Below are 13,890 nucleotides of genomic sequence, written 5' to 3'. Positions count from 1 at the left end.
TCATGGAAGCCCGAGCGATCCAGCGCTATGCGCGCCAGTCGTCGCGGAAGATGCGGCTGGTGGTGGACCTCATCCGCGGCAAGGACGTGAATGAGGCCTTCGCGATCCTGAAGTTCAACAAGAAGTACGCGGCCAAGCAGATCGAGAAGACGCTGCGGTCCGCGGTGGCCAACGCCGAGCAGGCGGCCCTGAAGGCCAACGAGAGCCTGGACGTGGATGACCTGCGGGTGACCAAGGCGGTCATCAACATGGGCACCCCGCTCAAGCGGTTCTCGGCGGCGGCGCAGGGGCGCGGGGTGCCGATCAAGAAGCGGACGTCGCACGTCGAGATCCACGTGGGCACGAAGGAGAGCAAGTAATGGGGCAGAAGACCCATCCGACCGGCCTCCGCCTCGGCATCGTCAAGCCGTGGACGTCCCGCTGGTTCGCGACGAAGGAGATGCCGGCCCTCCTCAAGGAGGACGAGCTGATCCGGAAGTACCTCAAGGCGCGCCTGGGCCACGCGGCGATCGCGCAGATCGACATCGAGCGCAAGCCGGGCAAGGTGACCGTGACGGTGCACACCGGGCGGCCGGGCGTGGTGATCGGCAAGCGGGGCGCCGAGGTGGACAAGCTGCGGGACGAGCTGGCGCAGCTGACCGGCAAGGAAGCGGCGATCAACGTCGAGGAGATCAAGCGGCCGGAGCTGTCGGCGCAGCTGGTGGCCGACAACATCGCGCACCAGCTGATGCAGCGGATCTCGTTCCGCCGGGCCATGAAGCGGGCGGTGCAGAGCGCCATGCGGATGGGGGCGCAGGGGATCAAGGTGCGCGCGGGGGGCCGCCTGGGCGGCGCCGAGATCGCGCGGGTCGAGGGCTACCGGGAGGGGCGGGTGCCGCTCCACACGCTGCGGGCGGACATCGAGTACGCCACCAGCACCGCCATGACGACCTACGGCACCATCGGGATCAAGGTCTGGGTCTTCAAGGGCGAGGTGGTCGAAGACCTGTCGGGCCGTACGTACAGCACGGGGAACTGAGCGATGCTGGCACCGAAGCGGGTCAAGTTCCGCAAGACGTTCAAGGGGCGGACCAAGGGGATCGCCACCCGCGGCAATACCGTGGCGTTCGGGGAATACGCCCTGATGTCGCTGGAGCCGGGGTGGGTGAGCAACCGGCAGATCGAGGCGGCCCGCGTGGCGCTTACGCGCGAGATGAAGCGCGGCGGCAAGGTGTGGATCCGGATCTTCCCGGACAAGCCGATCACCAAGAAGCCGGCCGAGACCCGCATGGGCAAGGGCAAGGGCAACCCGGAGGGCTGGGTGGCCGTGGTGAAGCCGGGCCGGATGCTGTTCGAGGTGGAAGGGGTGGCCGTGGAGCTGGCCAAGGCGGCCCTGGCGCTGGCGGCGGCGAAGCTGCCGGTGCGCACGCGGTTCGTGAAGCGGACGGAGGACTGAGCCATGAAGACCAGTGCACTGCACGAACTGTCGGTGGATGACCTCAAGGCGCGGCTGTCCGAGCTGACCGAGGAGCGGTTCCGCCTGCGGTTCCGCTCCGCCACGGAGTCGATCGAGAACCCGATGCGGTTCCGCAGCCTCCGGCGCGACATCGCCCGGATCCAGACCATCCTGCGGGCCCGGGAGCTGGGCCGCTAGCGCGGCCCCGACGAGCGAGACTAACGATGACCGAGCAGAAGACCGAGGCCCGCGCGCGGCGCAAGACCCGCCAGGGCGTGGTGAGCAGCGACAAGATGACCAAGACGGTCGTGGTGACCCTCACCCGGCGGTTCGCCCACCCGGCGTACGGGAAGCAGATGACCCGCACGGCCCGCGTGAAGGCGCGCGACGACAAGTTCGGCGCGAAGGTGGGCGACACGGTGCGGATCATGGAGACCCGGCCGCTGGCCAAGACGGTGTCGTGGCGGGTGGTCGAGATCATCGAGCGGGCGAAGTAGGGCGCGCACAGCCGTGCGGGCGGACCAGGAGCCGAGGATCCCATGATCCAGCAGGAATCGATCGTCAAGGTGGCCGACAACTCGGGGGCGCGGAAGGCGCTCGTCATCCGGGTGCTCGGGGGCAGCAAGCGCCGTTACGCCGGCGTGGGCGACAAGGTGGTCGTCGCCATCAAGGACGCCATCCCGACCGGCCAGGTGAAGAAGGGTGACGTGGCCAAGGCGGTGATCGTGCGGACCGTGAAGGAGACCCGCCGCAAGGACGGGTCGTACATCCGGTTCGACGAGAACGCCGTGGTGCTGATCAACGACCAGGGCGAGCCCCGGGCGACCCGAATCTTCGGGCCGGTGGCGCGCGAGCTGCGCGAGAAGCGGTACATGAAGATCGTCTCGCTCGCGCCGGAGGTGCTGTAGCATGAAGCCGCTCGTCTACAAGAAGGCCAAGCGCATCCGCCACCTGCCCCCGGTCCGCCAGCGGCTGGCGGTGACCAAGGGCGACACGGTGCAGGTGCTCTCGGGCGATGACAAGGGCAAGCGGGGCAAGGTGCTGCGGGTCTATCCCAAGACCGGCCGGGTGGCGGTCGAGGGGATCAACCTGGTCACCAAGCACCAGAAGCCGACCCAGACGGCGCCGGGAGGCAAGATCCAGCGCGAGGCGCCGCTGCACCACTCGAAGGTGATGCTGATCGATCCCAAGTCGGGCGAGCCGACCCGCATCCGCCGGCAGAAGGACGCCGACGGCACGCTGGAGCGGATCGCGGTGAAGTCCGGGCAGTCCATTGTGAGGAACCGCTGACGATGGCCGAGACGAAGGAGAAGGCCGCGAAGACGCCGAAGGCGGGCGCGCCGGCCAAGGGCGGCAAGGACAAGGGCGGCGCGGCGTACGCGACCGACCCGGCGCCGAAGTCGGTCGATGGGGTGCCGCGCCTCAAGACCTACTATGAGAAGGTCGTCCGGCCGAACCTGGCCAAGCAGTTCGGGCTGACCAACCCGCACCAGGTGCCGCGCGTGGTGAAGGTGGTGCTCAACGTCGGGATGGGCGAGGGGGCCAAGACCCCGAAGCTCATCGAGACGGTGGCGGAGGAGCTCGCGCTGATCTCGGGCCAGAAGCCGGTGATCCGGCGGGCCAAGAAGGCGATCGCGAACTTCGGGCTGCGCGAGGGCCAGCCGGTGGGCGTGTCGGTGACGCTCCGGAACGCGCGGATGTACGAGTTCCTGGACCGCCTCATCAACGTCTCGGTGCCGCGGGTGCGCGACTTCCGCGGGCTGCCGGACAAGAGCTTCGATGGCCGCGGCAACTACACCGTGGGCATCAAGGAGCAGATGATCTTCCCGGAGATCGACTTCGACAAGGTCGAGAAGATCCACGGGATGGACATCACGATCGTGACGTCGGCGGGGCGGGACGACCTGGCGCAGGCGCTGCTCCGGGAGTTCGGCTGGCCGTTCCGCGGCGGGACCCCGCTGCAGGTTGCTTCCTGACCCGGGCCATGGCATGCCTTGGCCGGGCCAAGGCGGATTGAGGAGAGGACTCGATGGCGAAGACGTGCTGGATCGAGCGGGCCAAGCGGACGCCCAAGTTCAAGGTGCGGACGGTGCGGCGCTGCCAGCGCTGCGGCCGCAGCCGGGCGGTGCTCCGGAAGTTCGGGCTCTGCCGGATCTGCTTCCGCGACATGGCGCTCCGGGGCGAGATCCCCGGCGTGCGCAAGGCCAGCTGGTAGGAGAGCATACACGATGAGCATGACAGATCCCGTCGCGGACATGCTGACGCGCGTCCGGAACGCCTGCGCCGCCGGCCACAAGCGGGTGGACATCCCGGTGTCCAAGCTCAAGAGCGAGCTGGCGCGGCTGCTGCGCGACAACCATTACATCGCGGATTACAAGATCCTCGACGACGGCGCGCGCGGCGTGCTCCGGCTGTACCTCAAGTACCACAATGACCAGCCGGTCATCCGCGAGCTCAAGCGCGTGTCGTCCCCGGGCCTGCGCCAGTACGTGAAGTCGCGCGAGATCCCGCGGATCAAGAACGGCCTCGGCATGGCGATCGTGTCCACGCCGAAGGGCCTCATGAGCGACCGCGACGCGCGGTCGGCGAACCTGGGCGGCGAGCTGCTCGCCGTCATCTGGTAAGAGGCGCGCATGTCCCGAATCGGCAAGCATCCGGTGGTGGTGCCCAAGGGCGTCACCCTCACCCTCCACGGGCACACCCTGTCCGTGAAGGGCCCCAAGGGCGAGCTCACCCGCACCTTCCATCCGGAGATCCAGATCGCGGTCCAGGGCGAGCAGGTGCTCGTCACCCGGCCCAGCGACGAGGCCCGGCACAAGGCGCTGCACGGCCTGACCCGCACCCTGGTCCAGAACATGGTGGACGGGGTGGCCAAGGGCTTCCTCAAGACGCTCGAGATCCAGGGCGTGGGCTACAAGGCCGAAGCCAAGCCGACCGGCCTGCAGCTGGCGCTCGGCTTCTCCCACCCGGTGCACTATCCGACGCCGGCGGGGATCAAGTTCACGGTGGACAACAACACCATCGTGAAGATCGAGGGCCCGGACAAGGAACTGGTCGGCCAGGTGGCGGCGGAGATCCGCAGCCTCCGGAAGCCCGAGCCCTACAAGGGCAAGGGCGTGCGCTACCAGGGTGAGACGGTCCGCCGGAAGGCCGGCAAGACAGGAGCCAAGTAACGATGCGTGCAGTCAAGTCGCCGTCCACGCGGCAGGAACTCCGGGCCCGGCGGCACCTCCGGGTGCGCAAGAAGGTCGCCGGCACGGCCGAGCGGCCGCGGCTCGCGGTGTTCCGCTCGCTCAAGCACATCTACGCCCAGCTGGTCGACGACGACCGCGGCGTGTGCCTCCTCGGCGTCTCGGATGTCTCCGAGGGCGTGACCCCCGAGGGCGCCGGGAAGGTCGGCAAGGCCAAGGGGGATGGGGAAGGTCCTCGCGGCGAAGGCCAAGGCCGCCGGCATCACCCGTGTCGTCTTCGACCGCGCGGGCTATCGCTACCACGGTCGCGTGAAGGCCGTCGCCGACGGCGCGCGCGAAGCCGGACTGGAGTTCTAGACATGGCGGACGAACAGGGCACCACCGGCGGCGAGACCGCCACTCCGCAGGGCGGCGGCGAGCAGCGCGGCCGGGGCGGGCGCGGCGGCCAGGGCGGCGGCGGGCGCGGCGGCCAGGGCGGGCGCGGCGGCCAGGGCGGCGGGCGCGGCCGGGGTGGCAAGCGCGGCGACCGCGACCAGGAGCACAGCGAGTTCATCGAGAACGTCGTGGCGATCAACCGCGTGGCCAAGGTGGTCAAGGGCGGCCGGCGCTTCTCGTTCAACGCCCTCGTGGCCGTCGGCGACGGCAAGGGCAAGGTCGGCATCGCGACCGGCAAGGCCAACGAGGTCTCCGAGGCCGTCCGCAAGGCGGTCGACGCGGCCAAGCGCACGATGGTCGAGCTGCCGCGCGTCGGCGCCACCATCCCGCACGAGGTCCTCGGCCGGCACGGCGCGGGCCGGGTGCTGCTCAAGCCCGCGGCCAGCGGCACCGGCGTGATCGCCGGTGGCCCGATCCGCTCGGTGCTGGCCTGCGCGGGCATCACCGACATCCTCACCAAGAGCCTGGGCTCGAACAACCCGCACAACATGGTGCGGGCGACGCTCAACGGGCTCCAGCAGCTGGTCACCGCGCGCCAGGTGGCGCGGGAGCGTGGCGTGGAGGCGGACCAGATCGCCTATCGCGCCCCGCAGGAGGCGTAACCGATGGGGCGCAATCCAGTCGTCGGGCGACAGGGCCCGGCCTATCACGCGGCGAAGGTGCCCACCGAGGCCCAGGCCAAGCGGCTGTGGGTGAAGCAGATCCGCTCGGGGATCGGGCACCCCGTGACCATGCGGCGGACCCTCAAGGCGCTCGGCCTCAAGCGGCACCAGTCGGTGTCCGAGGTCCCGAACACCGCCTCGGTGCGCGGAATGCTGTTCAAGGTGCGCCACCTCATCGAGGTGGCGCCGGCCCAGGAGAAGTAAATGGCGGACAAGAACTCCACGATCACGCTCTCGAACCTCCGGCCGGCCCGCGGGTCGACCAAGGGCAAGATGCGCGTGGGGCGCGGCCCCGGCTCCGGCAAGGGCAAGACCTCCGGCCGCGGCCACAAGGGCCACAAGGCCCGGCAGGGCGGTGAGACCAATCCGGGCTTCGAGGGCGGCCAGATGCCGATGTACCGGCGGCTGCCCAAGCGCGGGTTCACCAACCCGTTCAAGGTCATCGCGCAGCCGGTCAACCTGAAGGATCTCGGCGGCCTCACCGCCACCGAGGTCAATCCGGACACCCTCCACGCCGCCGGGCTCATCGCCAAGCGCGACGTGCCGGTGAAGCTCCTCGGGACCGGCGCGGTGGATCGCGCCTACACCGTCTCCGGGGTCAAGCTCTCCGGCGCGGCGAAGAGCAAGATCGAGCAGGCCGGCGGGAAGATCAGCGCCGAATGACCGCCGCCACCCGGCCCAGCCTCGGGATGGACCCGGAGCTGCAGAAGAAGATCGGGTTCACCCTCCTCGCCCTGGTGATCTACCGCGTCGGCGCGCACATCTTCGCGCCCGGCGTCAACGTCCAGGCCGTGACCGACTTCATCCGGAACTCGGCCGCCGCCGGGTTCTTCGGGCTGTACGACACCCTGGGCGGCGGGCTCTCCCGCGCCACGGTGTTCGCCCTCGGCATCATGCCCTACATCTCCGCCTCGATCATCTTCCAGCTGGCCGGGGGCATCGTGCCCTCGATCGGCAAGATGCAGAAGGACGAGGAGGGCAAGAAGAAGCTGACCCAGTGGACCCGCTACATCACGGTCGGCATCGCCCTGGCGCAGGCCTACACCTTCGCGGTCTTCACCGAGAGCATCCCCGGCGCGGTCCCGGTCCCGACCTTCTGGACCCGGCTCGCCATGGTCGTGGTGCTCACCACCGGCGCCATCTTCGTCATGTGGCTCGGCGAGCAGATCACCGAGCGCGGCATCGGGAACGGGATGAGCCTGCTCATCACCTTCTCGATCCTCGACCGCCTCTGGCCGGGCCTGGTGCAGATGGTCGGCTTCTGGCGCGAGGGCGCGCTGTCGATCGGCAAGATGCTGCTCTTCGGCGCCATCCTGGTGGCCGTGGTGGCCGCGGTGACCGCGATGCACCTGGCGGCCCGGCGCATCCCGGTGCAGATCCCCCGGAAGGTCATGGGGCGCGGCCGCATGACGCAGGGCCAGAAGACCTTCATCCCGATCCGGCTGATCACCGCCGGCGTGATGCCGATCGTCTTCGCCCAGACCATCATCATCGTCCCCGGGACCCTGGCCAGCTTCACCCAGAACACCTGGATGCGGAACATGGCCGACTTCTTCACCCCCGGCGAGCTTCCGTACGACCTGACCTTCGCGATCCTGATCCTGCTGTTCAGCTACTTCTACACGTCCATCATCTTCAACTCGGTGGACCTGGCGGAGAACCTGAAGAAGCAGGGCGGCTTCATCCCGGGCGTGAAGCCGGGCGCCAGCACCGCGGACTACATCGACAATGTCCTGGCCCGCGTGACCCTGCCGGGCGCGCTGTTCCTCGCGATCATCGCGATCATCCCGGTCACCATGACCAAGCAGCTCGGGTTCCAGCAGCAGTTCGGCGGCACCTCCGTGCTGATCGTGGTGGGCGTGCTGCTCGACACCATCGCGCAGATCCAGCAGCACCTCCAGCTCCGCAAGTACGACAGCTTCATGAAGACGGGGCGGATCAAGTTCCGCGGGCGGCAGCAGCGCTTCATGTGACGGCCGGCCCCGGGCCGACCGCCGTCCGGAGCGCCGCGAGGGATCCCTGAGTGCCACACCAGGGATCCTTCGTTGCTTCGAGCCTCCCCGATGACAGAGCGAGCCGGTCCCTCTTACCTTTCTGCACGGACACCGGTATGAACATCCTTCTCCTCGGTCCCCCGGGCGCCGGCAAGGGCACGCAGGGCGCCATCCTCTCCGAGCGGCTCGGCCTCCCCAAGTTCGCCACCGGCGACCTGCTCCGGGACGCCGTCAAGCGCGGCACGCCCGTCGGGCTCAAGGCCAAGGCCATCATGGAGGCCGGTCAGCTCGTCAGCGACGAGATCATCATGGGGGTGGTCCGCGAGGAGCTCGGCAAGCCGGAGGCCCGCAACGGGGTCATCTTCGACGGGGTGGTGCGCACCGTCCCCCAGGCCGAGGGCGTGACCCGCCTGCTCACCGAGCTGGGCCGGGCCATGGACCACGTGCTCTTCTTCGACGTGACCAACGAGGAGATCCTCGGCCGGATCGAGAAGCGCCGGACCATCGAGGGTCGCGCCGACGACGACCCGAAGGCCGTCGCCACCCGGCTCACGGCCTACCGGGAGCAGACCGCGCCGGTGCTGGCCTGGTACCAGGCCCGGGGCGGGGTGCACATGATCCACGCCATTGGCACCGTGGACGCCATCGCCGGCCGGGTGAAGGACCTGCTCGGCCGCTAGGGCCACCGGGCGGCCCGCCGCCCGGCCCCGCACCCGCCATGATCACCATCAAGTCCCCCCGCGAGATCGAGACGATGGCCCGCGCCGGGCACATCGTCGGCGAGACCCTGGCCCTGCTGGCCCGCACGGTGCGGCCCGGCATGTCCACCGAGGACCTCGATCGCGCGGCGGAGGAGTTCATCCGCAGCCACCCGGGCGCCACCCCGTCGTTCAAGGGCCTGTACGGCTTCCCCAAGACGCTCTGCACCTCGATCAACGAGGAGATCGTCCACGGCATCCCGAGCACCCGCCGGGTGCTCCGGGAGGGCAACATCGTGAGCATCGACGTGGGCGTACACCTCGACGGCCTGCACGCCGACTCGGCCACCACGGTGGCGGTAGGGGAGATCGCCCCGGAGGCCACCCGCCTGCTGCGGGTGACCCAGGAGTGCCTCGCCGCCGGGATCGCGCAGGCCACCATCGGGAACCACGTGGGCGACATCGGCCACGCCGTGCAGGCGATGGCGGAGGCGGCGGGATTCGGGGTGGTGCGGGAGCTGGTGGGGCACGGGATCGGCACCCAGTTCCACGAGGAGCCGCAGGTGCCCAACCACGGCCACCCCAAGCGGGGGCCGCGGCTGCTGGAAGGGATGACCATCGCCATCGAGCCGATGATCACCGCGGGGCACTACGCCACGAAGACCCTGCCGGACAAGTGGACGGTGGTGACCGCCGACGGCAGCCTGTCGGCCCACTTCGAGCACACGGTGGCCATCACCAAGGCCGGGCCCCGCATCCTCACGCAGTAGCCCCCCCGCGGCCCACGCCCAGCCGCTCCTCCACCGCCAGCCGGGCATCCGCCGCCGCGCGCTGGGTCTCCCGCAGCAGGATCTCCGATTCATCGGCCAGGACCCGCAGGTCCTCGGGCCGCCCCGCGGCGTTGAGGTTGAGCCGCAGGTTGACCTGCGAGCCGGCCGCCGCCGCCGCCGCGAGGAGCGCGGCCATGAGCGCATCGCCCTGGGCGCCCGGCAGCCCGTCGCGCGCCATCCGCCGGGCCAGCAGCGCCACCTCGCGGCAGGCGCGGATCACACCCGCCGGCACCCGCACCGCCTCCCGCCAGGCCGCGACCCTCCGCAGCCGCCGGTCTCCCTCGGTCCCGTCGGTGGCCCGCTGGGCCTCGAGCACCTGGCGATAGGCCTCCGCGTCACGCTCCGCCAGGGCGGCGAGCTGCGCGCGGAGGGCGTCGGCCCGCTCGATCAGCGACTCCACCCCCGGGTGCGCCTCCGGGGCGGCGCGGGGCAGGGCCAGCCGCCCGCACATCCCGGCGAGGGCCGCGGCGAGCGCCCCCGCGACGGCGGCGGCGGCTCCCCCGCCTGGGGCCGGGGTGCCCTCGGCGATGGCGCCGAGCACGTCTGCGAGGCGCTGGTCCGGGTTCACGCCGGGTCCTCCCTCATGATGTCGAGCAGCCAGTGGTGGATTGCGGGGTTGCCGGCGATCACCTCGCCGTGCTCCACGCCGAGGTCACGGCCGGTGCGGTCGGTGACCAGCCCGCCGGCCTCACGCACCAGCAGGATGCCGGCGGCGATGTCCCAGGCCGAGAGCCGCTGCTCCCAGAACCCGTCGAACCGCCCGGCGGCGACGTCGGCCAGGTCGATGGCGGCCGACCCGGGGCGCCGGATTCCGGTGGACCCGAGGACGACCCGACGGAACTGCCCGAGGTACTCGTCGAGCCGGTCGAAGTCGCGAAAGGGAAATCCGGTGCCGATCAGGGAGTGGGCCGGGTCATCGATGGTGGACACCGCCAGCCGGCGGCCTCCCTCCCAGGCCCCGCCCCCGCGGGTGGCGGTGCTCAGGCGATTGAGCGGCACATGCAGCACCACGGCCGCTTCCAGCCGGCCCTCCACCGCCGCCGCGATGGAGACGGCAAAGGCGGGGAAGCCGTGGAGGAAGTTGGTGGTGCCGTCGAGAGGGTCGACAATCCACACCAGGCCCCCGGTCTGCACCTCGGGGGTCAGCTCCTCGCCCACGATGCGTGCCCCGGGAGTCTCCCTGGCCAGGATCGCGCCGATGATCCGCTCCGACTCGCGATCGACCTCGGTGGCCCAGTCGGCGCGCCCCTTGGCGATCCAGGCGGCGGGCCCCGCGGGCCGGTCCACGGTGCGCAGGTAGTGGCCGGCCGCCTCGGCGGCGGCGCGGGCGGTGCGTAGTAAGTCGTTGGCCGATGCCATCTTGCGTGGCTCTCCCCGTCCCAATAGCTTGCGCCGATGCCTCGTATCTTTTCCGGAATCCAGCCCAGCGGCGAGCTGCACATCGGCAACTGGCTCGGCGCCGTCCAGAACTGGGTCCAGCTGCAGCAATCGTATGAGTGTCTCTACTGCGTGGTGGACCTGCACGCGATCACCGGTCGGTACGACGCCGGGACCCTCGCGCGGCGGACCTGGGAGATGGCCGTCGGCGTGCTCGCGGCCGGCGTGGACCCGGAGCGGGTGACGCTGTTCGTCCAGTCGCACGTCCCCGAGCACGCCGAGCTGATGTGGCTCTTCAACACGGTGACGCCCATCGGCGAGCTGGAGCGGATGACGCAGTTCAAAGATAAGTCTACCCGGGTCGAGAGCATCCCCGCCGGGTTGCTCAACTATCCGGTGCTCATGGCGGCCGACATCCTGCTCTACAAGGCGGACCTGGTGCCCGTGGGCGAGGACCAGGTGCAGCACCTGGAGCTCACCCGCGAGATCTGCCGCAAGTGGAACCAGGAGTTCGCCGGTGGCGAGCCGTTCTTCCCCGAGCCCAAGCCGATGCTCACCGAGGCCAAGCGGATCGTGGGCCTCGACGGCCAGGCCAAGATGTCGAAGAGCCTGGGGAACACCATCGGCATCCTCGAACCTCCCGAGCAGGTCTGGGAGAAGCTGCGGCCAGCCAAGACCGACCCGGCGCGGCTTCGGCGGCAGGACCCGGGGAACCCCGACAACTGCAACATCTACGCGCTGCACAAGCACTTCTCCGCGGCGGCCATGGTCGAGACGGTGGCCGGGAACTGCCGCACGGCGGGGTGGGGGTGCATCGACTGCAAGAAGGTGCTGGCGGAGGGGATGAACGCGGCCCTGGACCCGATCCGCGCCCGGGCCGCCGAGCTGACGGCGCACCCGGAGCGGGTGCACCAGATCCTCGGGGATGGGGCGGCGCGCGCCCGCCGCATCGCGGGCGAGACCATGCGCGCGGTGCGCGAGCGCATGGGCTTCCTGGCCCGGACCAACGCATGAGGGCGGGCCGACGGCCCGCCGTCACGGGGTAACCGCATGGAGAAGATCATCAAGGCGGCCGTGGAGCGCGGCGCGTCCGACCTGCACATCAAGGCGGGGGACGTCTTCCGGGCCCGCATCAACGGCAAGCTGGTCCCGCTCACCAAGCAGCGCCTCACGCCGGACCAGACGCGGGCGATCGCCCTCAAGCTGCTCTCGAGCGAGGAGGACCGCGCCCGCCTGGATCACCTGAAGGACTTCGACTGCTCCTGGGGGATGCCGGGGGTGGGCCGCTTCCGGGTCAACGTGCTGCGGCAGCGGTCCTCGTTCATGATCGTGATGCGGGTGATTCCCTTCGCCGTGCCCACCATCGAGGAGCTGCACCTCCCCGAGGTCGTGGCCCGGCTGGCGGAGCTGGACCAGGGGCTGGTGCTGGTCACCGGAGTGTCGGGGAGCGGCAAGAGCAGCACCGTGGCCGCCATGCTCAACCACGTGAACCAGAACCTGCATCGCCACATCGTGACGGTGGAGAACCCGATCGAGTTCCTGCACCGCGACGTCAAGTGCAGCGTCACCCAGCGCGAGGTGGGGGTCGACACCGAGAGCTTCGCCATCGGGCTGCAGGCGGCGCTGCGCCAGGACCCGGACGTCATCGTCATCGGGGAGATCAGTGACAGCGACACCCTCGACACGGCGATCAAGGCAGCGGAGCGGGGGCACCTGGTCATCTCCACGCTGCCGACGCCCGAGGTGGCCAGCACCATCGCGCGGCTGCACGCCATGTTCCCGAGCGTGGAGCGCGAGATCGGGCGGATCCGCCTCTCCGAGGTGCTCCGGGGCGTGATCGCGCAGCGGCTGCTGCCCCGGAAGGACGAGGGGGGCCGGGTCCCGGTGGTGGAGGTGATGGTGGCCACCCACGAGATCCGCGGCATCCTGCGCGAGCCCGAGCGCCTGGCCGGCCTCCGCCACCTGATGGCCGCGGGCGGTGGCGAGGGAATGCAGACACTCGACCAGCACGTGTCCCGCCTGCTCGAGTCCGGGGTCATCGCGTCGGAGACCGCCGCGGCGCTCGGCGCGTGACCCCGCGCGAGGTGCATGACGCGGTCATCGCCGCCCCCCGCGAGGCCGGCACCGAGGGCGCGGCGCGGGCCGTGGCCCTCCTGTCCACCCACCTCCGCGAACGCGGCTGGACCGTCCGGGAGCAACGCTTCCGATTCCAGCCCGCCTCCCTCCTGGCCTTTCCCCTCCTCGGCGCGGGTCTCGGCTGGCTCACCCTGCTGGAGCTCCCCTTGCTGCTCGGCCGCTTTCCCGCGGTGCTCGCCCCCCTGGTGTGGTTCGGGGGCGCGGCGGCGCTCGGGCTGCTCGCCTGGGGGATCGGGACCGGGGTGGAGGTTCCCGGCGCGGAACGGCGTGAGGACGTGAACCTGGTCGCCACGCGGGACGCCGAGCCGGTGCGACGGTGGCTGGTGGCCCATGTGGACACCAAGGCCCAGGGCCATTCGATGGCGGGCCGGCTGGTCGCGGTCTGGGTGATGGGGGCGGCGGGGCTGGTCCTGTCGGGGCTGGTGCTCTGGCGCCCCTTCCAGGCCGATCCACTCCCGGGGTGGGCCGTCGGGGTGGGGGCCGGGCTTTCGCTCGCTGGCGGGGCGCTGGCGGCCCGTGGGAGGCTCCGAGGCGGGACGGTCGGTGCCCGGGACAACGGTACCGGGCTGCTGGCCCTGCTCACCGCCGCGGATGGCCTCTCCGGCGCCGGTACCGGTTTGGTCCTGACCGGGGCGGAGGAGTTCGGGCTGGTCGGGGCCCGGGTCCTGGCCAGGACCCTCGAGCCGGCCGGGGTGGAGGTGGTGAATCTGGACACCCTCACCGACCAGGGGACGCTCTATCTGGTGGCCCACGATGCTCGGGGTGAAGACCTGGCGGGCCGGCTGGCGCCAGCGCTCGGGGGTATCACCCAGGGGCTCAGGGTGCGGCGGCTGCCGGCCGGGATCCTCACCGACAGCCTGCCCTTCGCGCGGGCCGGGTGCGCGGCGGTGACCATCGGCCGGCTCTCCTGGGCCGACCTGCGGCGGCTGCACACGCCACGGGATACCCCGGAAGCCCTGTCGCTGAATACCGCGGAGGCGGTGGGGCGGGCGCTCGGCGCCGCGCGTTGACTTTCGCCCGGCGCCGCCTAGCTTTCCCCAGAGGATGCACCGGAGCCCCCCGCGGGGCTCTTTTCTTTTTCCGGACCAGTGGACGAGCGGGCGGCGGCTCCGGCCGGGCCGGCCGCCCCGAG

At 70.7% G+C, this 13,890-nt stretch carries 22 protein-coding genes and 1 pseudogene; 21 read left to right on the top strand and 2 right to left on the bottom strand.

The genetic code is table 11. The features are described from left to right. Nucleotides 1-2: 2 nt before the first annotated feature. The 18 genes and pseudogenes from rplV to map all read left to right on the top strand — a co-directional run bounded on the left by rplV (nt 3) and on the right by map (nt 9,185). Nucleotides 3-359: a 50S ribosomal protein L22 gene (gene rplV, locus IPJ95_14185; GenBank protein MBK7924754.1), complete on the top strand. Its 357-nt coding sequence runs from the start codon at nt 3-5 to the stop codon at nt 357-359. Further along, nucleotides 359-1,018 (top strand): 30S ribosomal protein S3, encoded by a 660-nt coding sequence (gene rpsC / locus IPJ95_14180; GenBank protein MBK7924753.1) that lies wholly within the window; start codon nt 359-361, stop codon nt 1,016-1,018. The genes rplV and rpsC overlap by 1 nt, the downstream gene beginning before the upstream one ends. Before the next feature lie 3 nt (nt 1,019-1,021). Next, entirely contained in the window at nt 1,022-1,435 is a 414-nt protein-coding gene (rplP, locus tag IPJ95_14175) for a 50S ribosomal protein L16 (protein ID MBK7924752.1), read from the top strand. Nucleotides 1,436-1,438: 3 nt separating this feature from the next. After that, nucleotides 1,439-1,633: a 50S ribosomal protein L29 gene (rpmC, locus tag IPJ95_14170; GenBank protein MBK7924751.1), complete on the top strand. Its 195-nt coding sequence runs from the start codon at nt 1,439-1,441 to the stop codon at nt 1,631-1,633. A gap of 26 nt (nt 1,634-1,659) precedes the next feature. Beyond that, on the top strand, nt 1,660-1,932 hold the full coding sequence (rpsQ, locus tag IPJ95_14165; GenBank protein ID MBK7924750.1) for a 30S ribosomal protein S17: 273 nt from the start codon (nt 1,660-1,662) through the stop codon (nt 1,930-1,932). Between the two features lie 42 nt (nt 1,933-1,974). After that, a complete protein-coding gene (gene rplN / locus IPJ95_14160) occupies nt 1,975-2,343 on the top strand; it encodes a 50S ribosomal protein L14 (GenBank protein MBK7924749.1) in 369 nt (122 codons plus the stop codon). Nucleotides 2,344-2,407: 64 nt separating this feature from the next. Beyond that, nucleotides 2,408-2,725 (top strand): 50S ribosomal protein L24, encoded by a 318-nt coding sequence (rplX, locus tag IPJ95_14155; protein MBK7924748.1) that lies wholly within the window; start codon nt 2,408-2,410, stop codon nt 2,723-2,725. A 122-nt stretch (nt 2,726-2,847) separates the two neighbouring features. After that, nucleotides 2,848-3,411, top strand: coding sequence for a 50S ribosomal protein L5 (rplE, locus tag IPJ95_14150; GenBank protein ID MBK7924747.1), 564 nt, complete (start codon nt 2,848-2,850; stop codon nt 3,409-3,411). A 53-nt stretch (nt 3,412-3,464) separates the two neighbouring features. Beyond that, the gene (locus tag IPJ95_14145; GenBank protein MBK7924746.1) at nt 3,465-3,650 is read left to right on the top strand and encodes a type Z 30S ribosomal protein S14; all 186 of its coding nucleotides are present in this window, start codon (nt 3,465-3,467) and stop codon (nt 3,648-3,650) included. Nucleotides 3,651-3,663: 13 nt separating this feature from the next. Beyond that, complete coding sequence (rpsH, locus tag IPJ95_14140) at nt 3,664-4,059, top strand: 30S ribosomal protein S8 (GenBank protein MBK7924745.1); 396 nt, start codon at nt 3,664-3,666, stop codon at nt 4,057-4,059. 9 nt (nt 4,060-4,068) lie between these two features. Further along, entirely contained in the window at nt 4,069-4,608 is a 540-nt protein-coding gene (gene rplF, locus IPJ95_14135; protein MBK7924744.1) for a 50S ribosomal protein L6, read from the top strand. Nucleotides 4,609-4,610: 2 nt separating this feature from the next. Beyond that, nucleotides 4,611-4,983 (top strand): annotated as a pseudogene (locus IPJ95_14130) (50S ribosomal protein L18). A 2-nt stretch (nt 4,984-4,985) separates the two neighbouring features. Next, complete coding sequence (gene rpsE / locus IPJ95_14125) at nt 4,986-5,663, top strand: 30S ribosomal protein S5 (protein MBK7924743.1); 678 nt, start codon at nt 4,986-4,988, stop codon at nt 5,661-5,663. Nucleotides 5,664-5,666: 3 nt separating this feature from the next. Beyond that, entirely contained in the window at nt 5,667-5,927 is a 261-nt protein-coding gene (gene rpmD / locus IPJ95_14120) for a 50S ribosomal protein L30 (protein MBK7924742.1), read from the top strand. Between the two features lie 21 nt (nt 5,928-5,948). Continuing rightward, nucleotides 5,949-6,386 carry a 50S ribosomal protein L15 gene (gene rplO / locus IPJ95_14115; GenBank protein MBK7924741.1) on the top strand — a complete coding sequence of 146 codons (438 nt, stop codon included), beginning with the start codon at nt 5,949-5,951 and terminating at the stop codon, nt 6,384-6,386. After that, the gene (gene secY / locus IPJ95_14110; GenBank protein ID MBK7924740.1) at nt 6,383-7,696 is read left to right on the top strand and encodes a preprotein translocase subunit SecY; all 1,314 of its coding nucleotides are present in this window, start codon (nt 6,383-6,385) and stop codon (nt 7,694-7,696) included. The genes rplO and secY overlap by 4 nt, the downstream gene beginning before the upstream one ends. A 137-nt stretch (nt 7,697-7,833) precedes the next feature. After that, a complete protein-coding gene (locus IPJ95_14105) occupies nt 7,834-8,397 on the top strand; it encodes an adenylate kinase (protein MBK7924739.1) in 564 nt (187 codons plus the stop codon). A 38-nt stretch (nt 8,398-8,435) separates the two neighbouring features. Further along, nucleotides 8,436-9,185, top strand: a complete 750-nt coding sequence (gene map / locus IPJ95_14100) for a type I methionyl aminopeptidase (GenBank protein ID MBK7924738.1) — start codon at nt 8,436-8,438, stop codon at nt 9,183-9,185. On the opposite strand, the gene IPJ95_14095 is transcribed toward map, so the two are convergent. Both IPJ95_14095 and IPJ95_14090 read right to left on the bottom strand, forming a co-directional pair. Beyond that, nucleotides 9,175-9,813: a cyclodeaminase/cyclohydrolase family protein gene (locus IPJ95_14095; protein ID MBK7924737.1), complete on the bottom strand. Its 639-nt coding sequence runs from the start codon at nt 9,811-9,813 to the stop codon at nt 9,175-9,177. The two genes, map and IPJ95_14095, sit on opposite strands and share 11 nt — an antisense overlap. Then, nucleotides 9,810-10,604, bottom strand: a complete 795-nt coding sequence (locus IPJ95_14090; protein ID MBK7924736.1) for an inositol monophosphatase — start codon at nt 10,602-10,604, stop codon at nt 9,810-9,812. The genes IPJ95_14095 and IPJ95_14090 overlap by 4 nt, the downstream gene beginning before the upstream one ends. A 36-nt stretch (nt 10,605-10,640) precedes the next feature. Between IPJ95_14090 and trpS the strand changes: the two genes are divergently transcribed. Genes trpS through IPJ95_14075 form a run of 3 tightly spaced genes read left to right on the top strand, consistent with a single transcriptional unit; the run spans nt 10,641 to nt 13,768 of the window. Beyond that, a complete protein-coding gene (gene trpS / locus IPJ95_14085) occupies nt 10,641-11,636 on the top strand; it encodes a tryptophan--tRNA ligase (protein MBK7924735.1) in 996 nt (331 codons plus the stop codon). A gap of 36 nt (nt 11,637-11,672) precedes the next feature. After that, nucleotides 11,673-12,695: a PilT/PilU family type 4a pilus ATPase gene (locus IPJ95_14080; protein MBK7924734.1), complete on the top strand. Its 1,023-nt coding sequence runs from the start codon at nt 11,673-11,675 to the stop codon at nt 12,693-12,695. Then, nucleotides 12,692-13,768: a M28 family peptidase gene (locus tag IPJ95_14075; protein MBK7924733.1), complete on the top strand. Its 1,077-nt coding sequence runs from the start codon at nt 12,692-12,694 to the stop codon at nt 13,766-13,768. The genes IPJ95_14080 and IPJ95_14075 overlap by 4 nt, the downstream gene beginning before the upstream one ends. Nucleotides 13,769-13,890: the final 122 nt, after the last annotated feature.

The sequence above is a fragment of the Gemmatimonadota bacterium genome (assembly GCA_016713785.1).
Taxonomy (GTDB): Bacteria; Gemmatimonadota; Gemmatimonadetes; order Gemmatimonadales; family GWC2-71-9; genus JADJOM01.
Note: the sequence above shows the minus strand (reverse complement) of the source record. Positions and strands in the feature narration are given on the sequence as shown.